We start from the raw sequence: 24,895 nt of genomic DNA, 5'->3' as shown, positions 1-24,895 counted from the left end.
CCCACCCCTCGACGACACCGACTCTCTCGGCGATCTGATCTGGACCCTCATGCAGTCCTCCGAATCCGTTAAGAAAACCTAAAGCCTCCCGAATTCCCCCTTCCCAGCGTGAAAGAGACGGTAAAAATACGCCTCAACTGACATCCATATTTGTCCGAGGGAGGGTCTATTCTTATGAATCCCAAAAATTTACCCAAAATCGAAGGAATTTACGGGCACTATCTCCGCGACGCCGTTCGCCGGGAAACCTACTGTTATCAAATTACCGTCTGGTACGAAAATCCGGAAAATCAAGCCTTTTCTTGGCGGGTCGATGCCCTGAGCCACTTGAATCACAGCCACGAATTGCTCGGCGGAACCACGCCCCTGAGCGACGAACTGGCCGACCATATCGGGGGTTATTTGCGAACCGCTTAAAATCTCGGGGATTTCACCCCCGGCGTGCCGCCACGATTCGGGGCGATACCCCCCGGGGGTGAAACGCGGGAGGGCGAAAAACCCGATTGCTTAACGGTTGCCGATCGCGCAATGATTGAACTGGATTAAATTTTTCCGGGTTTCGTCCAGAATCTTTCGTCCGGGGGGTGTAACCCGATTTTAGAATCAGCGCAGATAAATTTGTTATCCACAGACAGAATTATGGCAACAATTTACGTCAACCCATCTACCGGCAGCGATCGCGGCGACGGCAGTCAGTCCGCCCCCTACAAAACCTTGACCCACGCCCTAAAACAAGCGGAGTCGGGGACTCTCATCCAGTTGGAAACCGGGACCTACAACAGCGCCAACGGGGAAGCCTTCCCGCTGATGATCCCCGCCGGAGTCACCGTCGTGGGCAACGAGTCCGGGACCGGAAGCGGCATTTTGATCGAGGGCAGCGGACGCTACAGCAGCCCCAGCACCGGCGGCCAGGAAGTCACGATCGCGATCGCGGAAAACGCCGAACTGCGGGGCGTGACCGTCACCAACAGCCAAGTCCGGGGCACTGGGGTCTGGATCGAGTCCGCGTCCTGCAACGTCGTCCGCTGCACCTTCACCCGCTGCCGCCGGGAGGGCGTTTACGCCACCGGCTCGGGAATCCCCAACATCCTCAGCAACGTATTTGTCGATAACGAAGGCTACGGCCTCTCCCTCGAAGGCAGCGCCAAGGGGGAAGTGCTCAACAACACCTTCCAGAGCACCGGCTACGGCATTTCCATCAAAGATAACGCCGCCACCCGCATCGGCGACAACACCCTGTTTGAAAATCGCTCCGGCATTCTGATCGCCGGAAATGCCACCCCCGTCCTCCGCCGCAACCTGATCGAGCGCAACACCGGAGATGGCGTCGTGATTACCAACGATGCAGTCCCCGACTTCGGCAACGCCCGAGAGCCGGGGGGCAACATGATCCGCAACAACGGCGGATTCGACATCAACCACGCCGGCACTCAGGCGATCGCATCCTTCGGCAACTTGCTCGACGCCGGCCGCGTCCAGGGCCAGATCCGCGTCGTCGTCCAAAGCGCCCCGACGAGCGCCCCGCCGACGCTCTACGTCAACTCCTCCACCGGCAGCGACTCGGGATCCGGGAGCCAGTCCGCCCCGTTCAAAACCATCGCCCACGCCCTCCGACAGGCCGAACCCGGGACGGTGGTGCTCTTGGCGCCGGGAAACTATTCGGCGGCGACGGGAGAGGCCTTTCCCCTGTTCGTCCCCTCCGGCGTGACGTTGGCGGGGAACGAAGCCGCCAAGGGAGAGGGGATTCAAATTACCGGCAGCGGCCGCTTCACCAGTCCCAGCGCGGCGGGGCAGAATATCACCGTTTTGATGGAACATAATTCGGCGATGCGGGGGGTGAGCGTCACCAACGACCAAATTCGCGGCACCGGGGCCTGGATCGAGTCCGTGTACTGCGTCGTGGCGAACTGTCAGTTCGCGAACTCCAAGCGGGAGGGGATTTTCGTCACGGGAACCGGCATTCCCGAAATTGTCGGCAACCACTTCGAGAAGAATGCCGGCAACGGCATGGCGTTGGCGGGGAATGCCAAGGGGGAAATTCGCGGGAACAAGTTCGAGGATACCGGGTACGCGATCGCAGTCCAGGCCCAGGCGGCGCCGCTGATCAGCGAAAACCAGATTCTCAACAACCGTACCGGAATCGTCCTGTCCGGCAGCAGCAAGCCGGTGTTGCGGAAGAATGTGATCGAGAAAAACCTCCAGGACGGTTTGACGGTCATCGCCGAGGCCCTGCCGGATTTGGGCAGCGATCAGGATTCGGGGGGCAATATTTTCCGGGATAACGGCAAGTACGACGTCCAGAATGCCGGGAAGTTCAAGTTGATCTCCGTCGGGAATGAGATCAACCCCTCCAACACCCGGGGGGATATCGAGTTCGACAGCAATATCGTCCCCCCGCCGACGCCCCCGACGCCCCCGACGCCCCCGCCTCCGACGGACGACGAGCCCTTTAGCGACGTTGCGGGACACTGGGCGCGGGAGTTCATCATCCGCCTGGCGAATATGGACATCATCAGCGGGTTCCCGGACGGCAGTTTCCGCCCCAACGAGAACCTGACCCGCGCCCAACACGCGGCTCTGCTGGCGAAGGCTTTCGAGCTGACGCCCATCCGGGAGGCGACGGCGTTCAAGGATGTGGCGATCGATTTTTGGGCGAAAATGGCGATCGAACGGGCGAACCGGGCCGGATTTTTGGCGGGTTTCCCCGATCGCAGCTTCCGCCCCAACCAGAATCTGACCCGCGCCCAGGCGATCGTGTCGCTGATCAACGGGTTGAAGTTGACCGGGGGTAATCCCAATTCCCTCGGCACTTACACCGATCGCGCCCAGATCCCCAGCTACGCGACGGAGGCGATCGCGACGGCCACCGACAGCCGGATCGTGGTGAACTACCCCAGCCGCACCACCCTCTCGCCGCAGCGGGACATCACCCGCGCCGAAATCTCGGCCATCCTCTACCAAACTTTGGTGGCCATCGACCGGGCTCAGGCGATCGATTCTCCTTATATCGTCTAGTTCCCGCCGTCTCAATTTGGGGGACATCCGAGGGGGTGTCCCCTTTTGTGTAGGGTGTAGGGTGTAGGGTGTAGGGTGTAGGGAATGGAAACCGGCTTTTCATCATCCTGAGTACCCGGACAGTTGACACATCATTACCGATCGCCGCAATACTACTATTTGGTCAAACAGTGGTAAATGCGATCGGGATGCACTAGAATGATAAAATGCAAAAAAATTGCTCTCATCCCGGCACGGAGACGGTGTGGGGATAGAAAAATTGTGAATTAATTGTTGTTTAAAGACCAAAATTATGGCTTCAATTCAGTTTTCTCGGGGAGTTGACGAAGAAATAATCCCGGACGTGCGGCTCACCCGTTCCAGAGATGGCAGCCAAGGAACGGCCCGATTTACCTTTGAAAATCCGAAAGCCCTGGCCGACGATGCCACGGAAGAGATCACGGGGATGTATTTGATCGACGAAGAGGGCGAGCTCACCACCCGCGAAGTCAAAGGCAAATTCATCAACGGCAAACCCACCGCGATCGAGGCGGTTTATTTGATGAGAAGTCCCGAAGAATGGGAGCGATTCATGCGGTTCATGAATCGCTACGCCGAACAAAACGGTTTGGAATTCAGCAAATCATAAATTGGGTTGTGTTCGGTGGGGTGTGGGGATTTGAGATTTGAGATTCTTCCCATTCCCCATTCCCTATTACCGATTACCTATTCTCTTTGAAAGCGATCGCGCAAAAAGTCGGCGAACAGGCGGATTTTTGCCGAAAGGTAACGGTTGGGGGGGTAGACGACGTATAAGGAAATTTTCGGGGGGCGGTAGTCCGGCAAAATCGGGCGGAGGGTTCCCCGTTGCAAGTGTTTGGCCGCGATGAAATCCGGCGTCAGGATGATGCCCAACCCCGCCACCGCCGCCTCGACCAGAACTTGGGCATTATTTGAACAGAGAGTCCCCCGGATGGGGATGGTGTGTTCTCCGTCCGGGCCGACGAGTTTCCATTGGTTGCCGGTGGCGAGATAGCCGTAGTGGAGACAGGAATAATTTGGAAGTTCCCGGGGGTGGGTGGGAATTCCCGCCGTTTCCAGGTAGCCGGGGGAGGCGCACAGCAGGCGATCGACCGGCGCGATCGCTTCGTAAATTAACGTCGTATATTCCGGGGGTTTGGCGATGCGGAGGGTCATGTCGAACCCCTCTTCGATCGGGTCGATCGCGCGATCGTTGAGGGTGAGTTGCACCTGCAAATCGGGGTATCGGCGCATGAAATCGGCCACGGCCGGCCCCAGGTGCAGGATGCCGAAGGACATGGGGGCGTTGATTTTCAGGGTTCCCCTCGGTTCTTCGTGGAGTTGGGAAACGGCCAGTTCCGCCGCTTCGAGTTCCGCGAGGATGGCCCGGGCGCGATCGCAAAAGGCCAGACCCACTTCCGTCGGCGTGACCCGGCGGGTCGTCCGCTGGAGCAACTGGACGCCCAGATGCCCTTCCAACTGCATCACCAATTTATTCACCGCCGACCGCGACAGTCCCATTTCCCGCGCCGCCGCCGCAAATCCCCCGCAGGCGACCACGCGATCGAAGGCCCGCAGGGATTCAAATTTATCCATATTGTCAATAAAATAGAAACAAACTGTCTATAAAATTATATATTGTCTTTTTTTGAGAATCAATTTAGAATAAAGCTAATCGCAAAGACCGGGACTCGAACTCAACTCGGAGGTGATTTGGAGATGAAAATTCGTTATGGTGGCGATCGCGGGACGGCGAATTTCGGCTGGTTGGACAGCCGCCACACCTTCTCCTTCGGGGGATATTACGACCCCGAACACATGGGATTTTCCAGCCTGCGGGTGCTCAACGAAGATCGGGTGCAACCAGGGCGGGGATTCGGAACCCACCCCCACCGGGATATGGAAATTATTTCCTACGTTCTGTCCGGTGCCCTCGAACATCGGGACAGCATCGGCAACGGTTCCACCATCCGTCCGGGGGACGTTCAGCGGATGTCGGCGGGTACGGGTATTCTCCATAGCGAATTCAACGCCTCCCAAACCGATCCGGTCCACTTCTTGCAAATTTGGATCGTCCCCGATCGCCCGGGACTCCGGCCCAGTTACGAACAAAAAACCTTTTCGGAAGCGGAAAAACGGGGTAAATTGCAACTGGTGGGATCTCCCGACGGCCGCGACGGTTCCGTTCGGATTCATCAAGACGTGAATTTGTACGTCTCGTCATTAAAATATGGAGAAACGGTCAGTTATTCCGTATTGCCGGGGCGGGTGGCGTGGGTTCAAATTGTCCGGGGTTCGTTGATGTTGGGCGATCGCAATTTGACCGCCGGAGATGGCGTCGCCGTCCACGAAACAGATGTTTTCACCCTGGCGGGGACATCGGACACCGCCGAAGTGTTGATCTTCGATCTGCCGTGATACAGCTTGATCCCCCATTATCCCCCTTGATAAGGGGGACTTGGAATTCCCAAAGTCACTCGTATCAAATCTGTCGGGTCTTAGAGCCGTTTGATCCCCCATTATCCCCCTTGATAAGGGGGACTTTGAATCCCCGAAAGTAACTCATATCAAATTCGGTCATTTGCCCGCCGAATCTTCCCAATCCTCGACCGAGGATTTGTGCTATTAGCTTGGGAATTGATTCCCAAGCGGTGTGGATATCCAACCGGATTTTTCCGGGTATTGGCTCGGATTTGATATCACCAGCTCAAAAAAAGCTCTATCCCAAAATTCGGATTGAGCGCGAAAAGTTATCCGCCATCATCGATTTATTTTTGAGGTAAAATCAATGGAAAATACACCCAAAATCTTGGCATTCGCCGGCAGTGCGCGGGAAGCGTCCCTGAATAAAAAAATGGTCAAGATCGCCGCAGAAGGGGCGAAACAGGCGGGGGCAGATGTCACCGTTATTGATTTTCGGGATTATCCCATGCCGCTGTACGACCAAGATTTGCAGGATCGGGAAGGATTTCCGGAGAGCGTCCTCGAATTCAAAAAGTTGTTGAAATCCCACCACGGCTTTTTAATTGCCTCTCCTGAGTATAACAGTTCAATTACGCCACTGCTCAAAAATGCGATCGACTGGGCCTCCCGTCCGGAGGAGGGAGAACCCCCTTTATCTTTAACTTGTTTCCGGGGAAAAGTCGCGGCAATTATGGCGACTTCTCCGGGGGGTTTGGGCGGTTTGCGGGGGTTGTTTCACGTCCGCTCGATTTTGGAGAGTATCGGCGTTTTGGTGATTCCGGAACAGAAAACCATCCCGAATGCTTATCAGGTTTTTGACGAAGCTGGAAATATCAAAGATGAGAAGCAACGGGAGGACGTTTTGGGATTGGGAGAAAAGTTGACCGGCATTCTGACAAAGCTGATTTAGAAGCCGCTTGGGAATTGATTTCCGAGGGCGCAAGCCAGGGGTCTCTACGAGCGAAAATCCTCTTCAGAGGATTGAAAATGGAATGTCCCCATCAAACGAGAGACGTGCGATCGTCTACTGTCGGATCGATCTCCCCTCTCCCAAAGTTGGGAGAGGGGTCGGGGGTGAGGGCGAGGTGAGGGCGCTACCTCGTTTTCCTCAAAATGGTAATAAATTCGGTGGCATTTTGAAACATTCGTTGAACGTCCAGGGGGAAATCGAGGTGGGTTTTGAGGGCGATCAGAAAGTCCAAAAAGTCAATCGATCGCCAGACGTGAAAGTGGATGCTGTAGTCCCGCTTGATCAGCTTTTTGACCATCTCTTCGGCGGTGTCTTCGTCTTTTTCGCCGACGACGATCCGAATCCACTCTTCGTAATGTTCCCGCTTGGACTGTTCCGGCCCTTCTTCGTAGTCCCGCAGCAGGTGGGGGAAGGGGGTGACGGGGCGATCGCAGTCGAAGGAATAGCGCTTGTCGGGAACCGCCAGATACAGAATGCCGTCAGTTTTCAAGACTCGGAGCAAATTTTTGAGCGTCAGAATGGGGTCTTGGCAGTGTTCGATAAAGTGGTTGGCGATCACGAAATCTTGGCTGGCTGCTTCGACGGTTTCCAAGTATTCGCCGTTGTCGATAATATCGACTTCAACCAGGGGCTCGGACGCCAATTCGGGGTAGTGGCGGCGGAGGTCGGGGACGGCCATGCGATCAACGTATTTGACCCGCGCGACGTCCGGGACAATGAGGGGATGATTGAGGGCGCCGACTTCAATTCCATCTCCGGACAGATACCGATCAGCAAAAAATCGGCGGAACTGATACAGTAATGATTCTTGCTCTAAAGTTTCAGTTGACATGAGACCCAAAAATGGCGATCGAATATTCGGTTCGGGAGAGTGGGCGGGGGTGGGAAGAGCGGAGAACGCCCGAATTTTTCCCCCCGACATCCCGGATTTCGTGGTGATTGTAACCGAATTAGGTATATGATTTCTAGGGAAATTGGGAATTAGCCAAATTAAACTGAGTGGGTATGGAACCGGGAGATAGGGTTTGGCCGTCGAGGACTGATGGAGCGGGCGCGATCGCGCGAAGCGCAGCGCCAAAGGCGATCGCACCCCCGCCGCACTTTATAATTATCGGCACCCAAAAAGGGGGGACCAATTCCCTGTATCAATATCTCTGCCAACATCCCCGGATTCTGCCGGCGACGGGTAAAGAAATCCACTTTTTCACCCTCCACTACGATCGCGGCTGGGACTGGTATCGATCGCAATTCCCCCCGACTGCGGACGGACGCCTGCTGAGTGGGGAGGGGTCACCTTACTATTTATTCCATCCCCACGTTCCCCGACGCCTCTACGAAGGGTGTCCCGGGGTGAAATTGATCGTGTTGTTGAGAGATCCGGTCGATCGCGCCATCTCGCACTATTATTGGGAAGTCGGCCTGGGGTGCGAACCGCTGTCGTTGGAGGAGGCGATCGCGGCCGAACCCGAACGGCTGCTCTTGGAGACGGAGAAACTCCTCGCCGACCCGAGCTATTACAGTTTCAACCATCAAAACTATACTTATTTATCCCGGGGCATTTATGTGGAGCAGCTACAACGGTGGATGTCCGTCTTTCCCCGGGAACAATTTCTGATCCTCCGCAGTGAAGATCTGTATGCCGATCCCGAAACCACCGTCAACCGAGTTTTCGAGTTCTTGGAGCTGCCCGAACACCACCCGAGCCATTACAATCGCTACAATGCGGGCAACTATTCCCCGGTTCCGGAACCGATCCGCCGGCAGTTGCGGGACTATTTCCGTCCCCACAACCGCCGGTTGGCGCAATTTCTCGGCTGGGATCTGGGTTGGGACGAGTCCGGTTCCGAAAATGAGAGTTTACCCCCACAGGAGGTCAAGCAGGCAGCGGTGAGCGAGAGTATCAAAATCGACTACGAAGGGGCTTGGGACGAATACGCCCAAAATTGGACGAGTGCGAGTCCGGATTTCGTCCACATCGGGGACGAGTGGATCGGCAAGGCGGCGGGGGCGGCGAATTCCCGGGCCGAATACGAGGCGATCATCGAAGAGCGGTTTATTGCCCCGTATATCCGGAAACACCACGCGGTGTTGGAAATCGGGATCGGGGGGGGGCGGACGGCGGCCATGCTGCTCGACTACTGCGATCGCCTGGTGTGCGCGGATATTTCCGGTCGGATGTTGGAGGCGACGCGGGACCGCCTGGGAGATGAACGGGTTCGCTATGTGAAACTCGACGGCATCACCCTCGACGGCATCGAGCCGGCATCTTTGGATCTGTGTTTCTGCTACGATACGATGGTCCACCTGGAGCCCCGGGATATTTTCAACTACCTGACTCGCATCCCCCCATTATTGAAGGGCGATCGGCTCTGTCTGTTCCACCACACCAACACCCTCAGCGAGCTCGGCTGGCAGAAATTCCTCAAAGACTGGGATCGAAACCTGCTCGGACGCCGGCAGGGAACCGCCTTTTCGGTGATGACGGATAGTCTGATGGAAAAATTTCTCTCCCATATCGGCTACGAGATCTTGCACAAAGACACCCGCACCGTCCCCCGAGACTGCGTGTGGATCTGCCGTGCCCCTGCCCTGTGATGTCGATCGCCCAATTTCTGGTTCACCATGCGAGCACTATTTCTGCACCCCAACTTTCCGGCCCAATACCGGCACATCATCACCGCCCTCGGCGCGGACCCCAACAACCAAATTGTTTTCGGGACCAAAAACGAGCGCCCCGAGTGGAACATCCCGGGCGTCACGAAGGCCCTGTTCAAGCCCACCCGCGACCCGAGCGCGGAAACGCACCAATACGTCCGGGGTTTGGAGGGTGCGGTGATCTACGGTCAGGCGGTGTACCGGATGGCCGAACAACTGAAAGCCCGGGGGTTCGTGCCCGATGTCATCTGCGGCCATTCCGGTTGGGGTCCGACGCTATTCGTGAAAGAAGCCTTCCCGGATACGCCCCTGCTCTGCTATTTTGAATGGTTTTACCGGTCGAGAGGGTCCGATGCGGATTTCGACCCCGCCGATCCCCTGACCATCGACGACATGGCCCGAATTCGGGTGAAGAATTCTCCGATCCTGATCGATCTATACTCTTGTGATTGGGGGATTTCGCCGACCGAGTGGCAGCGATCGCAATTTCCTGCGGAACTGCAATCGAAGATTTCCGTCATTCATGACGGCGTGGACACCTCCTATTTCAAGCCCGACCCGACGGCCCAGTTGATCCTGCCCAATTTGGACTTGAGTGGGGTCGATGAGATCGTCACCTACGTCGCCCGCGGCATGGAACCCTATCGGGGTTTTCCAGAATTCATCGAAGCGATGGCGTACATACAGGAAAGAAGGCCAAATTGCCACGCGGTCGTTGTCGGTTCCGAGCGAGTTTGCTACGGTAAATCTCTGCCGGACGGCGTGAGTTACAAGCAGAAAATGCTCGAACAAATCCCCCTGGATCTGTCCCGCATTCACTTTGTCGGCCCGTTACCTTACGGCCAATATCTGAAGGTGATCCAAGCCTCCGACGTCCACATCTATTTGACTCGACCCTTTGTCCTGTCCTGGTCTATGATAGAGACGCTTTCCACAGGTTGCCTCGTTCTCGGGTCCGATACCGCCCCCGTCCGGGAGGTGATTCGGGACGGCGACAACGGCCTGTTGGTGGATTTCTTTTCCCCCAAGCAAATCGCCGATCGCGTGGACGAGGTCCTCGACCACCCGAACCGGATGGCCGAATTGCGCGATCGCGCCCGCCAGACGGTTGTGGAGCGTTACGATCTCTCCGAGTTGTTGTCCGAACAACTGCAGTTGATCGAAGAAGTCGCCCGGGGAGGCCGGCCGGTCGCCGCCCGGTCGTCGCCGGTGGTCGTCGCCTAGGTGAGGGCGAGGGTCGGACGGCCGGAGTCCCTCCCAATGGGGGACTTCGGGCGGCGGGTGGGATTCGACCGCCGAGATTCGGTTTCTTGTTTCTCCCGCCCGGGGGATGAAATCCCACAGATCGTCCCGATAAAATCGAGGCTCAACCCGTGACTTTGGAGGGGCGTTGGCATCAATTGAATGTGGAGAAAACGGGGGGGGAGTCCCCGTGAAAAATCACCGTTCTCGAACGGCTCTTGTCAATGGCATCCGGCTTTTTTTTAGCCAGAAGCGATCGGAGTGGGAGCCTCCAAGGAACCCGAGATAGAGATGTTCCGTCTAAACTTTACGGGGACCCAAATCAATCTAATAAGAGTAGTGATTAGAAGACGATTCAGGGAAAAGCGATCGCCAGACCAATGATAATAGACCCCGGAGATCTAAATAGTCCCACGGACATCGCCGCCGGGCGTGTGGGCAAGGGACTAGACTTGCTGAGGCTAAAAAGGTTAAACTACTGCCGAACAAACTCTGGTGTTTCAGGCAGTGTCTGTCGTCCCAACGGCTCAAGAACATCATTGCGGAGGAGTGAAACAAAATGACATCTGGAACAGGTATAACCATTCTCACCAGCGGTCCTGATTCATACAATCAGAACGCACCTTTTGCCCCCAGGCCAGATACCATCCTGGGGATCGGAGGAAATGACACCATCACCTCCGCAACCCTGGGAGGGAGTCTGATTTACGGCGATAGCCTGGTCGGCAGCGACATCAGCGGCAACGATGTCCTCACCAGCGAAGGAAGCGGGGACACCCTCTTCGGCGGCCCCGGAAACGACTCCCTACAAGGTCGGGCCACCGGTGTCGCCCTCGTGGGCGAAGACGGCCGCGATACCCTCTCGTCGGACCTGTCCGCAACCCTCTACGGAGGAGCCGGCAGAGATTTCGTCATCGGCGTCGCCGCCAACAACTATTTATTCGGAAATCAGGACGAAGACACCATTTTGGGTGGCTTGCAGGGTGGCGATTCGATGTACGGGGGCAAGGGAGACGACCAACTCGGCTTCTACAACGCCTCCGGTGTCAGCAACATTGGTGTCCTCGTTCCCCCGGCCGTTGGGGGTGCCAACCAAGGCAACAACTTCGTTAGCGGCAACATCGGCAATGACACGATCGTCGGTATCGGCAGCGGAGATAGCCTGTACGGCGGCCAGGATAACGACTCCGTCGTTGTCGTCGGCGACTTGTCCTACGGCAGCGGGGATTTGGGCAACGACACGCTATCGGCCCGGAACCCCCAAGGTTCCATCAGTCCCTTCGATACGACGACCGCTCTGATTGGCCTGACCCAGGTGACGTTGATCGGGGGTGGCGGGGATGACTCCATCCGGGGCGGGATCGGTACGTTCGGAGACGGCCAAAACCTTCTCGACGGCGGAGACGGCAACGATACCATCCTCAGCTTTGCGGCTCAGGATTCCGTACTCGGTGGCGGTGGAGCCGACTTTATCTCCACCAACACCTCCAACGAGTTGACCACCCAAGGTATTCCCAGTTCCCTCCCCAATTTTGCAGGCAACAGCACTTTGGACGGCGGTTTCGGTAACGATACGGTCGTCGCCGCCTTTGCCAGCGACTCCCTGTTCGGCGGCGAGGGCAATGACAGCCTGTTCGGATTCTTCAGCATCATGGACGGCGGCGTGGGCAACGATACCCTCGACGGTAGCGCCTTCGTCCGCACCTCCACCGTCCCCCTCACGGTTAGCCTGTTCGGCGGAACCGGTGCCGACTTCATTATCGGTGCAAGTACCACGGCCCTCAGCAACGTCCTCGACGGCGGCGACGGCAACGATACCATCGCCTTCGGCAGCACCGGGGACACCCTCCTGTCCGCCAGCGCCAATATGCTCGGCAATGACAGCATCTCCGGCGGCAGCTTCGATGTCGGCTTCACTATCCTGGATACCCTGGGCAGCAACACCGTGGATGGGAGCGACGGCAACGACAGCATCCGCACCGGTTCCGGCGCCGACTTCCTGCAAGGCGGTACGGTGGCCGCCGGATTCGCCGGCGGTGGCGCCGGCGACGACACCCTGATCGCCGGCGGCGGCAACGACTTCCTGTTCGGCGGCACCGGACTCGATGTCCTCAACGGCGAAGCTGGCGACGATACCCTCGAAGGCGGTTACAACGCGGATACTTTGGTGGGTGGCGACGGCCAAGACCTGTTCCTGTATCGGTTCCAGGCGGCGATCGCCGGATCGGAAGCCGACTTCATCACGGACTTCAACGCCGGCGAAAATGACCAGCTCGTGTTCAGCCGAGACACTAACACGGGTGGGTTTGGCTTCGATCTGATTGCGGGCGTCAGCGAAAACGAACTCGGACCGAACCAGTTTGTCCTCATCCCGACGGGGGTTTACACCGATGGCGATGCCAACATCACTTCCCCGCTGCTGGCTTACGAACAGGCCACCGGTGCGCTCAAGTACGATGCCAACGGCAGCGACGCCGGAGGAACCTCCATCATCGCCCAATTTGCCCAGTTGGAAGACGGCAGCTTCCCGCGCATCAACAGCGGTGACGTTCTGATCATTGCTTAATTGAAACCGAGTCACTCAGGGCAATTGAAAAATTGTTCTGAGTTGCCGATCGCGGCAATTGGAAGTCAATTTCCCGGTTGATAAGCGAATCAAAAAAACCCAGATCGAATGTCTGGGTTTTTTTGGTGATCATGCAGATTTTTTTAAATTGAAATCGCCACTTTCTGATCGACGGCCAGACTCGCCTCGTTGACCGCCTCCCGCGCCCAGCGATCGCTTTCCAAAATGTCCTCCAATGTGGGATTTTGGCGGTTATCTGCCCGGTGGCGATCGCAGACCATTTCGATCATCTTCGGAATCTCTAAAAATCCAATTTTTTCATCTAAAAATAGCGCCACCGCCTGCTCGTTCGCGGCGTTCAAAACCGCCGGCATCGTCCCCCCCGCCCGTCCGGCGGCGTAGGCTAATTGCATACAAGGATATTTGCGATCGTCCGGGGCTTTAAAGGTCAAACTGCCCGCCTTCACCAAATCCAGCGGTTCCCAATTCGTATAAATTCGCTCCGGCCAAGACAGGGCGTACAGCAGCGGCAGCCTCATGTCCGGCCATCCCAACTGCGCCAAAACCGAGGTATCTTGCAATTCAATTAAAGAGTGAATAATACTCTGGGGGTGGATGACAATTTCGATCGCGTCGTAGTCCACACCGAACAGGAAATGAGCCTCGATCACCTCCAACCCCTTGTTCATCATCGTGGCGGAATCCACCGTAATTTTCCGCCCCATCGACCAGTTCGGGTGCTTGATGGCGTCGGCCACCGTCACTTCCGGCAACTTTTCCACCGGCCAATCCCGGAACGCCCCCCCGGAGGCGGTGAGGATAATCCGCCGCAACCCGCCCTCGGGAACCCCCTGTAGACATTGAAAAATCGCCGAATGTTCGGAGTCAGCCGGCAGCAGTTTGACACCGTATTTCTCGATCAGGGGATTGACCACCGGCCCGCCGGCGATCAAGGTTTCCTTATTCGCCAGGGCGATATCTTTCCCCGCCTCGATCGCGGCGATGGTGGGCAGCAACCCCGCACAGCCGACGATCCCGGTCACGACGGCCTCCGAGTCCCCGTAGCGGGCGACTTCCGCCACGCCAGACTCCCCCGCCAAAACCACGGGTTGGGGGTCCAGATCCGCGATCGCCTCCCGCAATTCCGGGAGTTTCGCCTCGTCGCAGATCGCCACAATTTCCGGGCGAAACTGCCGCACCTGTTCGGCGAGGAGGGCGGCATTGCCCCGCGTCGCCAACCCGACAACCCTGAATTGATCTGGGTGGTGGGCGACAATATCGAGGGTTTGAGTCCCGATGGAACCCGTCGAACCGAGAAGTGTGATTGCTTTCATCTTTTCTTTAGCTTGTTTTTTCCACGATACAATAGTCCGTCCCGCGATCCCAATCGGTCGGGAATCGGGAGTCGAGAATCGAGAGTCGGGGGAGGGCGAATGGCAGCGAACCCCGACAATTTCAACCCCACCCGACACCCTACACGCCAAACTGTTACGATGAGGGGCGATATCAATTGCAGTTGGCTACACCCGGAATGGAAACGTCCCCAGAATCTGCGACTTCTCAGCCGAAATCGAAGGTGGCGATCGCCCCGGACGCCCTGTTGTGGATGATGGGGGGCGCGATCGCGATCTTTTTGATAACCAGCAGTCTCCGCCATTATATGTTCCAATCCACCGGCTTCGATTTGGGCATTTACGATCAAGTCACCTATTTGATGAGTCAGGGACAGCCGCCCATCTCCTCCATTCTCGGCTTCCACCACATGGGAAATCACGCCGCCTGGTCCGTGTATCCCCTCGGATTGCTATATCGCATCTATCCCAGCGTTTACTGGCTGCTGGTAGTCCAGGCGATTTCCCTGGCGGCGGGGGCCTGGCCGACCTGGAGTTTGGCGCGGCGGGCCGGATTGGACGATCGCACGTCTCTGGGAATGGCGGCGGCTTATTTACTGTATCCCGTCGTTTTCAATATCAATTTGTTCGATTTTCACCCGGAAGTCATGGCCCTTCCCGCTTTATTGGCGGCAATTTTGGCGGCGCGACGGCAAAAAATCTTCGGGTTCTGCGCGGCGATTTTGTGGGTGTTGGGCTGCAAGGCGGTGTTATCTCTGACCATTATCGCCCTGGGAATCTGGCTGATATTTTTTGAAAAACGGCGGGGGTGCGGCGCGATCGCATTAATGGCGGGATCGGCCTGGTTTGTCATCGTCACCCAACTCATTATCCCCCAATTTAGCGGCGAGGAAGTGGCGGGTGTCTGGCGTTACACCTACCTGGGCAATTCTGTTATTGAAATCTTGATTAATTTGTTTCTGAAACCCCAGTTGGTTTTGGGGAAATTGTTCTCCCTGGAAACCTTGGATTATTTATTCGTCCTCGCCTTGCCCGTCCTCTGGTGGCTGTCGCCACGCCACCTGACACCGTTAATTCCCGCCCTCCCCACTTTACTCGTTAACAGCCTTTCGGAAGTCTCCTTTCAACGCAGCCTCGCCTACCAATATTCCATCCCCGTGATTCCATTTTTACTGCTGGCGGCGATCGCGAGTTTGGCCGGAAACGGAAACACCCTCTGGGGCGGTTTGAATCACCTGTGGCAAAAGTGGCAAAATACGGATAAGTTTCCCCTGTCTCTCCCCAAGGCGATCGTGCTTTGGTCTTTATTAATTTTCCTGTTGTATGGAAAATACGGGCGATTTTTGGAGTACACCCAACGCCTCGACACCTGGCAGGCGACGCGGGAAGCCGTGGCGACGGTTCGACCCCAAACGGCCGTTTTGACGGACAATTATCTCGCCCCCCACCTCACCCACCGCCGCGTCCTCAAACTCTTGAGTCAGGTGTCCGCCGACGGGGATTTGACAGAATTTGATACAGTGATTTTAAACCGACGCCATCCCTGGCCGGATACGGTGGAGACGGGGGAAGCGATCGCCCGCAGGTTGGCCGCCGACCCCGAATTTCAAACTCTCTATCAGCAAAATGATGTGATGGTTTTCCGACGTCTTGATGTCCGGGAAGCATCTCCCGAGTAAAATCGCCGAACCCCGATCAGGCGTACCAATGTACCGAGTCAAAAGGTGTCTTTTTCCCCATCGAAACGGTTTCAATTTCACCCCGTCGCCCTGATGATGGCGATCGCATTTGTTGTTTTATTTGCCGCCAGCAGCCTCCGGCACAATTTGTTTCAGTCTACCGCCTTCGAGTTGGGAATTTACGACCAGGTGGTTTATCTCATCAGCCGGGGCGAACCGCCGATCTCTTCTTTTCTCAACATTCATCACATGGGAAATCACGCGGCTTGGGCGGTATATCCCCTCGGGATTTTATACTGGATTTATCCGTCGGTTTACTGGCTGTTTTTGGTGCAGGCAATTTCCCTGGCTGCCGGGGTCTGGCCGACCTGGGGTTTGGCGCGGCTGGCGGGGTTGGATCGGCGGGTTTCTGCGGCGGTGGCGGCGGCTTATTTGCTGTATCCCGTCGTTTTCAATATCAATTTATTCGACTTTCACCCGGAGGTCATGGCTGGACCCGCTTTGCTGGCGGCAATTTTGGCGGCGCGGTGCGATCGCACCCTCTGGTTTACGGTGGCAATTATTTGGATTTTGGGCTGCAAAGATGCCCTATCTTTGACTGTAATTGGGATGGGGTTTTGGCTGTATTTTTGCGAGAAAAAACGTCGCTGCGGCGCGATCGCACTGTTTTTGGGTACGGTTTGGTTCGCGATCGCCGTCGGTGTCATTATTCCTTATTTTAAAGAAGGAGGGGGGCCGGGTGGGGTCGGCCGCTACACTTATTTGGGAGACTCGATCCCCGAAATTATAATTAATTTAGTCTTCAAACCGAAACGGGTATTAGAACGGGTCTTTTCTCCGGATTCTTTGGAATATCTCGCCCTCGTCTTTTCTCCGGTGATTTTTTGGCTGTCCCCCCGCCACCTCAGCCCTTTAGTTGCCACCGTGCCGGTGTTGGCCAAAAATATGTTATCTGATATTCAAGCCCAGCGGGATTTGATCCACCAATATTCGGTTCCCATCGTGCCTTTTTTGATGGTCGCAATAATTGCAACTTTGGCGGAAGGAAAGGGCTATTTGGGAAAGTATCTGTGGGTTTGGTTCTGGCGCGATCGCTCGATCCAATGTATCGGAAGTTTCAATTATAACCTGCACAAATTAATCGTTGTTTGGTCGCTGATTGGGTTTGTTTCTCTGGCAAAATTCGGCTATTTTTGGTCGATTTATTTGGAGGAAATCGACACTTGGTCGGCCAGTGGAAATGCGGTGGCCCGGGTTTACCCCGACGGCAGCGTTCTCACCACCGCCAATCTCGCCCCCCACCTCACCCACCGAAGGGCGATCGAGTTCACCAATTCCGATGCGAAAATTCCCGATTTGACCCAATTCGACCAGGTGTTATTAAATCTCCGCCATCCGGGTTGGAGAAGCAGCCGCGAATTTGCCAATTTTTTATTTGAAAATCTCCAAAATAGTGACGACTTTGAAATTCAATATTCACAAGATGACGTGTATTTGTTCAAGAAAATTTATTAAAATGGATGGATATTAAAATGGATGTTACACTGTCTTTAACGAGTATCGTCGCCATGTTTTTGACCCTGCTGGTCCTCGCCGCGCTCCCCAGTGCCAGCGTGTTGGCGGTATCAGCGCGATCGGTCTCCTCCGGATTGATTCACGGCATCCTCACCGCCGCCGGAGTCGTCGCGGGCGACATCATTTTTATTTTACTGGCGATCGGCGGTCTGGCGATGCTCGTGGAGGCGACGGGCGATCTGTTCGTGTTCGTGAAATATTTCGCTTGCGGCTATCTGATCTGGTTGGGGGTCAAACTGTGGAGAACCCGGGCGAAACCGCGTACCGTCGAGGGAACCCGAGATGCTTCTTTATTCTCCAGTTTCTTGGCGGGACTTCTGATTACCTTAGCCGACCAAAAAGCCGTCTTTTTTTACCTGGGTTTTTTCCCGGCATTTTTCGACCTCGACGCGGCGACCCCTCTCGATATTGCGATCGCGATTTGGGTCGCGGTTTTGACGGTTGGCGGGACGAAGATTGCTTATGCGATCGCCGCCAGTCGGGCCGGATTGTATTTCAGCCCGAAATTGGGCGTTCTCCTCAACAAAATCGCCGGAAGCCTGATGATCGGCGCGGCGGTTTTGATGCTATTCCTGCGTTGAATTGACTCCCCTCTCCCAGAATTGGGAGAGGGGTCGGGGGAGAGGGCGAGAGCGTCTCAAAAATAAATCTGTTCCAACTGCCGGAAATCCCGCTCCACTTCCGCCCACAAGGCGCGGTTGTGAGGGTCGGTACGGAGGGCTTTTTTCAAATAATTTCGAGCCTTTTCGAGCTGGCGTTCTTTGATCAGATGCCGCCCCCAACGTTGGTAGGCGATCGCCTGCCACTGGCGAATTTCCGGGTCTTGGGGGATTCTAGCCGCCAGTCCCTCCGCCAATGCGATCGCCCGGGGAAATCGCCGAGATTTGAGGAGTTGCTGCAATTCCCGATAGGAATTTTCCTTCAATTTCCGCTCGATTTCCGAGAGTTCCGGGTTGAATTGAATGGGTGGCGCCTTGCGGTAAATCTTCGGTGTGACGGGTTGGTAGCGGGGGGGTGAAACGTCCCGAACACCGGGGGATGATGTCGCCGCCCAGGCCATCTCCGCCTCCGGTTTCGCCACATCGAGCAGATATTTGTAAGCCTCCGTCACGGCGATAAACCGCTCCTGTGCCTCCGCATCGTCGGGGTTGACGTCCGGATGGTACTGGCGGGCGAGTCGCCGGTAGGAAGCCTTCACCGCCTCCAAACTCGCCCCCGCCCTCAAACCCAACCTGCGATAGTAATCCGTCGTATCCATTTCGGTCTGTTTGTCCCAGTTGAACCCGTCGCCAAACCCGCCCCGCGTTCACAACCATCGCGAACTGAGGCGGGCATCGTCGAAAGTGTACCCCAAACGGGGCGGATCGCTAAACCGGGCGCTCCTCGATCACCTGGTCGATGAGGCCGTAGTCGTAGGCTTCTCGAGCCGAGAGGAAATAGTCGCGATCGGTATCTTTCTCGATCTTTTCCAGAGGTTGGCTCGTGCGTTCGGCCAGCATCTCGTTGAGGACCGTGCGAATTCGCAGGATCTCTTTAGCCTCGATTTCGATGTCGCTGGCTTGTCCGCGAGTGCCGCCGAGGGGTTGGTGGATCATGATCCGGGCGTGGGGCAGGGCCAAGCGTTTGCCCTTCGTCCCCGCCGCCAGCAGGAACGCCCCCATCGACGCGGCTAGACCGACGCAGATGGTGACGACCTCGGATTTGATGTACTGCATGGTATCGTAAATCGCCATGCCCGCCGTCACCGAGCCGCCGGGGGAATTGATGTAGAGGTAAATCGGTTTGGACGGATCTTCGGAGTCCAAATAGAGCATATAAGCCACGATCGCATTCGCAATACCATCGTTGACTTCTTCTGACAAAAAGATGATCCGCTCCCGGAACAGCCGTTCGTAAATATTAATCCACTGTTCATAGGTACTACCGGGGAGGCGGTATGGAACGCTGGGGACACCAATGGGCATGACTTTTACTTCTCTCGTTTCGTGAGGTTGAACAAAGGATTTTTTAACAAGTTTGGGGCGTGGGGTGCGGGGAAAATTGAGACGTGAGAATTCTCAAAAATTCCGTCCTCATCTCCCGACCCGAACATCAACTGGGTTGCTTTAAAATGCGATCGATGATGCCGTACTCTTGGGCCTGTTCGGGGGTCATGTAAAACGTCCGGTTCATGTCTTTCGTGATCCGTTCGACGGACTGACCCGTGTGTTCGTGAAAAATCTGCATCATCAACTGCCGTTTCGAGATGATCTCTTCGGCGTTAACTTGGATGTCGCTGGCCTGTCCTTGCGTGACCGTCTGGGGGTTGTACAGGGTGATCATCCCGTGGGGGAGACTGGCCCGCTTTCCTTTCGTACCGCAGGCCAACAGCAACGCCGCCATCCCCACCGCCTGACCCATGCAGATCGTCAAGATCTCGGATTTGACGTGCTGCATCGTGTCGTAGATGGCCAAAGCCGCCATCACGGACATCATCCCCATCGACTCGTTCGCCATCCCCGCCAAAACGGGGTCGCCGATGGAGTTGATGTACAGGTAGATCGGTTTATTTTGATCTTCCGAGTCCAGATACAACATCGACGAGACGAGGGAATTGGCCACGCCCGTCGTCAGCGGTTGGTTGAGAAAAACGATCCGCTCCTGACTGAGGCGGGTGTAGATGTTGATCCACCGCCACTGTTGGCTGCCAGGAATTTGGTAGGGGACGCGAAGAATGTCATCGACAGGCATAGTTGCTAACAGAAAAGAGTTTACGAAATCCCGGCGGGAATTTGTGTGGGCAGTTCCTTGGTGCTTTCCAGGACGCGATCGATGAGTCCGTACTCTTTCGCGTGTTCCGGCGTCAGGTAGAACATCCGGTCGGTGTCTTTGGCAATTTTCTCCGCCGGCTGGCCGGTATTCTGAGACAAAATATCCAAAACGGATGTTTTGTTCGCCAGGACTTCCTTGGCCCGAATTTGGATGTCGGTGGCCTGGGAGCGCCCCATCCCCATGCGAGGTTGGTTGAGGACGATGGTGGCGTGGGGGAGGCTGGCCCGAAATCCTTTGGTTCCGGAGGAGAGGATCATCGCCGCGGTGCCCATCGCCTGACCGATGCAGATGGTGTGGACGGGGGGTTTGACGTAGTTGATGGTGTCGCAGATGGCGAAGGCTTCGGTGTCCTGACCGATCGCATCTCCGGTGTACCAGGAAGTCCCGGTGGAATTGATGTAGAAATAAATGGGTTTTTCCGGATCGGAAAATTGCAGGTACAACAGTTGGGCGATGATCAGTTTGGTGACATCGACGCCGAGTTGTCGCTTGTATTCGTCCGCAGATACCAGCGGCGATCCCAGGTAGATGATCCGTTCCTTGAGCAACAAGGACGGAAGATCGGGCGGGGGCGTCCGCATTGCACTGTCACTGTAGTAGTAGGGTGATTGCACGGTTTAAACCAATGAACTCATCAAGGATGTGGCATTCGGGCAGACCGCCAGTTGTCGGGTCAAACGTCCTTGCCATCAGACCTGACCCGTGCGATCGCCGGGTGCGGGTAAACTATTAATGTATAGTAACGCAACTCTCGATCGGTCTTCCCGGGGAGCGGGTAGGGAATTCCCCCCCGATCGCTCCGCCGACCGGAGTGCGTGCGCCGTTTGTCCGCCTTTATTACGGATGGGATTTTAAAATTCCCGGAGGTCTTCGATGAAAGTCAGTTTGCAACCCGCTCTCAACGATCCCAACGTCGATGCGAACCAGGGATCGAGCCAGCGTCAACTCGCCATTTCGATTTCGGCCCTTCCCGAGTCGCTCGAAAGCCACATTCCCCTGAATCTCTGCCTGATTTTAGATCACAGCGGTTCGATGAGCGGCCGACCGCTGGATACCGTCAAGCAGGCGGCGGGGGAACTCATCGATCGCCTCAACCCGGGCGATCGCATTTCGGTGATCGCCTTCGACCACCGGGCGAAGGTCTTGGTTCCCAACCAGGATATCATCGACCCCGACCGGATCAAAAAGCAGATCGACCGCCTGCGGACGTCCGGCGGCACCGCGATCGACGAGGGCTTGAAGCTGGGGATCGAGGAGTTGGGAAAGGGCAAGCAGGAGCGGATTTCCCAGGCGTTTTTGCTCACCGACGGGGAAAACGAGCACGGGGATAACGATCGCTGTCTGAAGCTGGCAAAATTGGCGACGGAGTACAACCTCACCATCAATTCTTTGGGGTTCGGCGACGATTGGAACCAGGATGTTTTGGAAAAAATTGCCGACGCGGCTGGCGGGGCCCTGGCCTATATCGAATATCCGGAACAGGCGATCGACGAGTTCGGACGTCTATTTACGCGGATGCAGTCCGTGGGGCTGACCAATTCTTATTTGTTATTTTCCCTGTTTCCCAACGTGCGGTTGGCGGAATTGAAGCCCATCGCCCAGGTGTCCCCGGACACGATCGAACTGCCCGTCCAGTCGGAGGGCGATCGCTTTGCGGTGCGTCTGGGGGATCTGATGAAGGATACGGAACGGGTGGTTTTGGCGAATTTGTATATCAGCAAATTAGCGCCCGGAAAGCAGGCGATCGCGCAAGTCCAGGTCCGCTACGACGATCCGGCGTTGGCGGTGGAAAACCTCTACTCCGAACCGATGCTGGTGGAGGCCAACGTGATCGGCGACTACCGCCCCACTGCGGACAAGCAGGTGCAGCAGCACATTTACGCCCTGGCGAAGTACCGGCAGACTCAGATCGCCGAAACGAAGTTGCAGCAGGGCGATCGCGCCGGGGCCGCCACGATGTTGCAGACGGCGGCGAAAACGGCCTTGCAGATGGGCGACAAAAGCGGTGCCACCGTCCTCCAGAGTAGCGCCACCCGCCTCCAGTCGGGCGAGGAGCTTTCCGAGGGCGATCGTAAGAAAACCCGCATCGTCTCCAAAACGACGCTGAAATAGTCGCTGGGGCGGGTTCTGCCCGCCCTATATTTCCTATTCTCCCAAACACCAGGCTACGAACAGCCCCAGCACCACCAACCCCGTCCAACTGGGCAGGTGCAGCCAAGCGAGGAAGTTGACGGGTGCGAGAATAAAAATAGAGGTGAACAGCGAGCTGACGAACAGGACGGCGATGACCAGTAGAAAAGATAGCACGGCGGGCGATCGGGGGATGGATGAACTGATAGCGCTGCGCGCGGGAGTCGGGAGTCGGGAGTCGGGAGTCGGGAGAACTCAAAGCCCCTTTGAATCGAGGTTTTGAAGTTTTCGAGGTTCCCCCGAATTTGTTAACACCCGAGCGCTCATTGCCATAACATTAAATGATACATCCGATCTTCGCCAACCCGGAAACCTTTCTCGCCCTCACCCCCGGCTCCTCTCCCAATTCTGGGCGAGGGGAGTCTATTCTGCGGTTCCCCCCGATCTCCCCCCGATCTCCCCCCTTACTCCCCCCTTACTCCCCCCTTACAAAGGGGGGCTGGGGGGGATGGGGGCTAGGGGGGCTGGAGACCCTTCTTTTGGGTTATTTTTTGATGCAATTCTCGATTGTTTTGGCGGTCGGTTTTGACTTCCAATATTGCGGATTGCTGGGAGGCGATCGCACGTTTATAATCTCTCACGAAGTCTTCCAAAGTTTGGGGCGAAAAATATTCGATATCAAATAATTTGGCGGCGTGGGAAAAATTGAGGTTTTGGGGCGTGCCGAAATAGGGTTCAAATACGTCCTCAAATTGAGAAATGGGCAGGAAGGAGAAGATGCCGCCGCCGTTATTGTTGATGGCGATAATCCACAGGGGATGGGGGAGCGATCGCACCAAGGAAAGGGAGTTCAAATCGTGCAGAAATGCCAGATCTCCAATTATCAAAGTCGTGGGGGCATTCAACCCCTGACATAAACCCGTGGCGGAGGCGATAATTCCGTCGATGCCACTGGCTCCCCGGTTGGCTCCTATTCTAACATAATTTCCGCCATAAAGTCCATAGTTATCCATGTCGCGGACGGGCATACTGTTAGATAAAAATAAGCCACTGTCGGGGGGGATGTGGCGGGAGACTTCGCGGGCGATCGCGATCTCGTTTAAATCCGATTCTGGTGTCAAACTGTCTGCGATCGCGTCGGCGATTTTTTGAGCGGTTTTCGAGAGGTTATTTTTCCAAGTTTCGGAAATTTTAGATATCAAAAATGGCGATAGATTCCGACAGAAAATTTCGATATCGCTTTCGATTCGGTGGGTGACGGCGTGGGTGGGATCGTGGCGGCTGGGTTCGTCGAGGATGACGATATAATTGGCGGGGGGATGCTGTTCCAACTGCTGCAAAAATCGTTTGGAGAGGATGCGATCGCCGATCTGTAAAACCGTTTCGATGGGTTCGGAGTTATTCCAAATTTCGGCGGATAGTAGAAAATCGAAATATCGAATCTGTTCGGGGAGGGAATTCCCCAGCCGCAAGCCGGAACGGATATCGGCAAAAATGGGAAATTGTAACCGTTTCGCCAACTCGGAAATGGCGGCGACTTCTCGGGGAGATGATAACGCCCCGATCGCCAAGATTCCCCGTTTCGTTTCGTTCAAAATAGCGGCGATCTGTTGCAGGGTTTGGGGAGTCGGTGTCGCTTTCGGGAGTTCGTAAATCGTCCGGGGGCGATCGCCGTTCAACCATCGTTTCAAGGGGATTGTGTAACCGTCCGAAATGGCGGAATCTGTCGGGGCGAGGGGTTCCCGAAACATACAATTGAGGTGAACCGGACCGCAGGGCGATCGCCGGGAACGGTAAATGAGTTGATCGACGGTGGTTAAAACGACGGCGGGAGAGATGCTTTCATCGGGACAGGGAAGATCGAACGTCCAGCGAGTGTAATTTCCGTAAAGATTGACTTGATCAATGGTTTGATTTGCCCCCGTCTGCCGCAATTCCGGGGGGCGATCGGCGGAGATAATAATCAAGGGTAAGCGATCGGCGGATGCTTCGATCACGGCGGGGAAATAGTTGGCGGGGGCGGAACCGGATGTCGAGATCAAAACGGCGGGATTTCCCGTCGCCCTCGCGTAGCCGATCGCGTGAAATGCGGCCCCCCGTTCGTCCACACAAACCCGGCGTTTCGCTTTGGAATGGCGGGCGATCGCCACCGTCAGCGGGGTGGAACGGGAACCGGGAGAAAGGACAAAATAATCGATACCATTGCGAATCAATTCTTCGACTAATAGCGTCCCCCACAGGATGTTAAGATTGGGTGCATTAAAAAAACTCAATTGTAATTCCTCAATCAGTTTTGTAGCCCAGGCATCTTGCCTGTGACAAGCTAGAAGCTTGTTTTACGCGATCGCTTTTGTAGCCCAGGCATCTTGCCTGTGACAAGCTAGAAGCTTGTTTTACGCGATCGCTTTTGTAGCCCGGGCATCTTGCCTGTGACAAG

General features: G+C 56.0%; 21 protein-coding genes. 12 read left to right on the top strand and 9 right to left on the bottom strand.

Translation table 11 applies throughout. The features are described 5' to 3' along the window. The first annotated feature begins 174 nt into the window (after nucleotides 1-174). From LKE08_RS15105 to psb28, 3 genes are all read left to right on the top strand, one after another. The gene (locus tag LKE08_RS15105; RefSeq protein WP_324705069.1) at nucleotides 175-417 is read left to right on the top strand and encodes a hypothetical protein; all 243 of its coding nucleotides are present in this window, start codon (nucleotides 175-177) and stop codon (nucleotides 415-417) included. A 222-nt stretch (nucleotides 418-639) separates the two neighbouring features. Beyond that, nucleotides 640-3,015, top strand: a complete 2,376-nt coding sequence (locus tag LKE08_RS15100) for a DUF1565 domain-containing protein (RefSeq protein ID WP_324705068.1) — start codon at nucleotides 640-642, stop codon at nucleotides 3,013-3,015. Nucleotides 3,016-3,307: 292 nt separating this feature from the next. Beyond that, a complete protein-coding gene (gene psb28, locus LKE08_RS15095; protein WP_324705067.1) occupies nucleotides 3,308-3,643 on the top strand; it encodes a photosystem II reaction center protein Psb28 in 336 nt (111 codons plus the stop codon). A gap of 77 nt (nucleotides 3,644-3,720) precedes the next feature. On the opposite strand, the gene LKE08_RS15090 is transcribed toward psb28, so the two are convergent. Continuing rightward, nucleotides 3,721-4,611, bottom strand: coding sequence for a LysR family transcriptional regulator (locus LKE08_RS15090; RefSeq protein ID WP_324705066.1), 891 nt, complete (start codon nucleotides 4,609-4,611; stop codon nucleotides 3,721-3,723). Nucleotides 4,612-4,734: 123 nt separating this feature from the next. Here LKE08_RS15090 and LKE08_RS15085 point away from each other — a divergent pair, with 123 nt between their 5' ends. Together LKE08_RS15085 and LKE08_RS15080 are read left to right on the top strand one after the other, a co-directional pair. Continuing rightward, nucleotides 4,735-5,433, top strand: coding sequence for a pirin family protein (locus tag LKE08_RS15085; protein ID WP_324705065.1), 699 nt, complete (start codon nucleotides 4,735-4,737; stop codon nucleotides 5,431-5,433). Between the two features lie 370 nt (nucleotides 5,434-5,803). Next, nucleotides 5,804-6,388 carry an NAD(P)H-dependent oxidoreductase gene (locus tag LKE08_RS15080; protein WP_324705064.1) on the top strand — a complete coding sequence of 195 codons (585 nt, stop codon included), beginning with the start codon at nucleotides 5,804-5,806 and terminating at the stop codon, nucleotides 6,386-6,388. A 184-nt stretch (nucleotides 6,389-6,572) separates the two neighbouring features. On the opposite strand, the gene LKE08_RS15075 is transcribed toward LKE08_RS15080, so the two are convergent. Then, nucleotides 6,573-7,280 (bottom strand): methyltransferase domain-containing protein, encoded by a 708-nt coding sequence (locus LKE08_RS15075; protein WP_324705063.1) that lies wholly within the window; start codon nucleotides 7,278-7,280, stop codon nucleotides 6,573-6,575. A gap of 173 nt (nucleotides 7,281-7,453) precedes the next feature. Here LKE08_RS15075 and LKE08_RS15070 point away from each other — a divergent pair, with 173 nt between their 5' ends. The 3 genes from LKE08_RS15070 (at nucleotide 7,454) to LKE08_RS15060 (ending at nucleotide 12,911) form a co-directional block, all read left to right on the top strand. Then, nucleotides 7,454-9,043 carry a sulfotransferase domain-containing protein gene (locus tag LKE08_RS15070; RefSeq protein ID WP_324705062.1) on the top strand — a complete coding sequence of 530 codons (1,590 nt, stop codon included), beginning with the start codon at nucleotides 7,454-7,456 and terminating at the stop codon, nucleotides 9,041-9,043. A 27-nt stretch (nucleotides 9,044-9,070) separates the two neighbouring features. Beyond that, nucleotides 9,071-10,327: a glycosyltransferase family 4 protein gene (locus tag LKE08_RS15065; RefSeq protein ID WP_324705061.1), complete on the top strand. Its 1,257-nt coding sequence runs from the start codon at nucleotides 9,071-9,073 to the stop codon at nucleotides 10,325-10,327. A 577-nt stretch (nucleotides 10,328-10,904) separates the two neighbouring features. Next, nucleotides 10,905-12,911: a calcium-binding protein gene (locus LKE08_RS15060; protein ID WP_324705060.1), complete on the top strand. Its 2,007-nt coding sequence runs from the start codon at nucleotides 10,905-10,907 to the stop codon at nucleotides 12,909-12,911. Nucleotides 12,912-13,054: 143 nt separating this feature from the next. Here the strand turns inward: LKE08_RS15060 and dxr are convergent, their stop codons facing one another. Further along, the gene (gene dxr / locus LKE08_RS15055) at nucleotides 13,055-14,245 is read right to left on the bottom strand and encodes a 1-deoxy-D-xylulose-5-phosphate reductoisomerase (protein WP_324705059.1); all 1,191 of its coding nucleotides are present in this window, start codon (nucleotides 14,243-14,245) and stop codon (nucleotides 13,055-13,057) included. A 182-nt stretch (nucleotides 14,246-14,427) separates the two neighbouring features. On the opposite strand from dxr, the gene LKE08_RS15050 reads away from it, so the two are divergent. From LKE08_RS15050 to LKE08_RS15040, 3 genes are read left to right on the top strand one after another with little or no spacing between them, the layout of a single operon-like run. Next, nucleotides 14,428-15,942, top strand: a complete 1,515-nt coding sequence (locus tag LKE08_RS15050; protein ID WP_324705058.1) for a DUF2079 domain-containing protein — start codon at nucleotides 14,428-14,430, stop codon at nucleotides 15,940-15,942. Between the two features lie 45 nt (nucleotides 15,943-15,987). Then, nucleotides 15,988-17,457, top strand: coding sequence for a DUF2079 domain-containing protein (locus LKE08_RS15045; RefSeq protein ID WP_324705057.1), 1,470 nt, complete (start codon nucleotides 15,988-15,990; stop codon nucleotides 17,455-17,457). A 17-nt stretch (nucleotides 17,458-17,474) separates the two neighbouring features. Next, the gene (locus LKE08_RS15040) at nucleotides 17,475-18,098 is read left to right on the top strand and encodes a LysE family translocator (protein WP_324705056.1); all 624 of its coding nucleotides are present in this window, start codon (nucleotides 17,475-17,477) and stop codon (nucleotides 18,096-18,098) included. 56 nt (nucleotides 18,099-18,154) lie between these two features. On the opposite strand, the gene LKE08_RS15035 is transcribed toward LKE08_RS15040, so the two are convergent. The 4 genes from LKE08_RS15035 to LKE08_RS15020 form a co-directional block, all read right to left on the bottom strand. Continuing rightward, nucleotides 18,155-18,775, bottom strand: coding sequence for a DnaJ domain-containing protein (locus LKE08_RS15035; RefSeq protein ID WP_324705055.1), 621 nt, complete (start codon nucleotides 18,773-18,775; stop codon nucleotides 18,155-18,157). Nucleotides 18,776-18,884: 109 nt separating this feature from the next. Next, entirely contained in the window at nucleotides 18,885-19,481 is a 597-nt protein-coding gene (locus tag LKE08_RS15030) for an ATP-dependent Clp protease proteolytic subunit (RefSeq protein WP_324705054.1), read from the bottom strand. A gap of 127 nt (nucleotides 19,482-19,608) precedes the next feature. Further along, the gene (locus LKE08_RS15025; protein ID WP_324705053.1) at nucleotides 19,609-20,247 is read right to left on the bottom strand and encodes an ATP-dependent Clp protease proteolytic subunit; all 639 of its coding nucleotides are present in this window, start codon (nucleotides 20,245-20,247) and stop codon (nucleotides 19,609-19,611) included. A gap of 20 nt (nucleotides 20,248-20,267) precedes the next feature. Further along, nucleotides 20,268-20,942 carry an ATP-dependent Clp protease proteolytic subunit gene (locus LKE08_RS15020; RefSeq protein WP_324705052.1) on the bottom strand — a complete coding sequence of 225 codons (675 nt, stop codon included), beginning with the start codon at nucleotides 20,940-20,942 and terminating at the stop codon, nucleotides 20,268-20,270. 259 nt (nucleotides 20,943-21,201) lie between these two features. Here LKE08_RS15020 and LKE08_RS15015 point away from each other — a divergent pair, with 259 nt between their 5' ends. Then, nucleotides 21,202-22,440, top strand: a complete 1,239-nt coding sequence (locus tag LKE08_RS15015; RefSeq protein WP_324705051.1) for a VWA domain-containing protein — start codon at nucleotides 21,202-21,204, stop codon at nucleotides 22,438-22,440. Nucleotides 22,441-22,473: 33 nt separating this feature from the next. On the opposite strand, the gene LKE08_RS15010 is transcribed toward LKE08_RS15015, so the two are convergent. Together LKE08_RS15010 and menD are read right to left on the bottom strand one after the other, a co-directional pair. Then, nucleotides 22,474-22,635: a hypothetical protein gene (locus LKE08_RS15010; protein WP_324705050.1), complete on the bottom strand. Its 162-nt coding sequence runs from the start codon at nucleotides 22,633-22,635 to the stop codon at nucleotides 22,474-22,476. 338 nt (nucleotides 22,636-22,973) lie between these two features. Continuing rightward, nucleotides 22,974-24,731 carry a 2-succinyl-5-enolpyruvyl-6-hydroxy-3-cyclohexene-1-carboxylic-acid synthase gene (gene menD, locus LKE08_RS15005; protein ID WP_324705049.1) on the bottom strand — a complete coding sequence of 586 codons (1,758 nt, stop codon included), beginning with the start codon at nucleotides 24,729-24,731 and terminating at the stop codon, nucleotides 22,974-22,976. Nucleotides 24,732-24,895: the final 164 nt, after the last annotated feature.

This window comes from Lyngbya sp. CCY1209, assembly GCF_035615495.1.
Taxonomy (GTDB): Bacteria; Cyanobacteriota; Cyanobacteriia; order Cyanobacteriales; family Microcoleaceae; genus Limnospira.
This window is presented reverse-complemented; position numbering and strand designations above follow the sequence as displayed.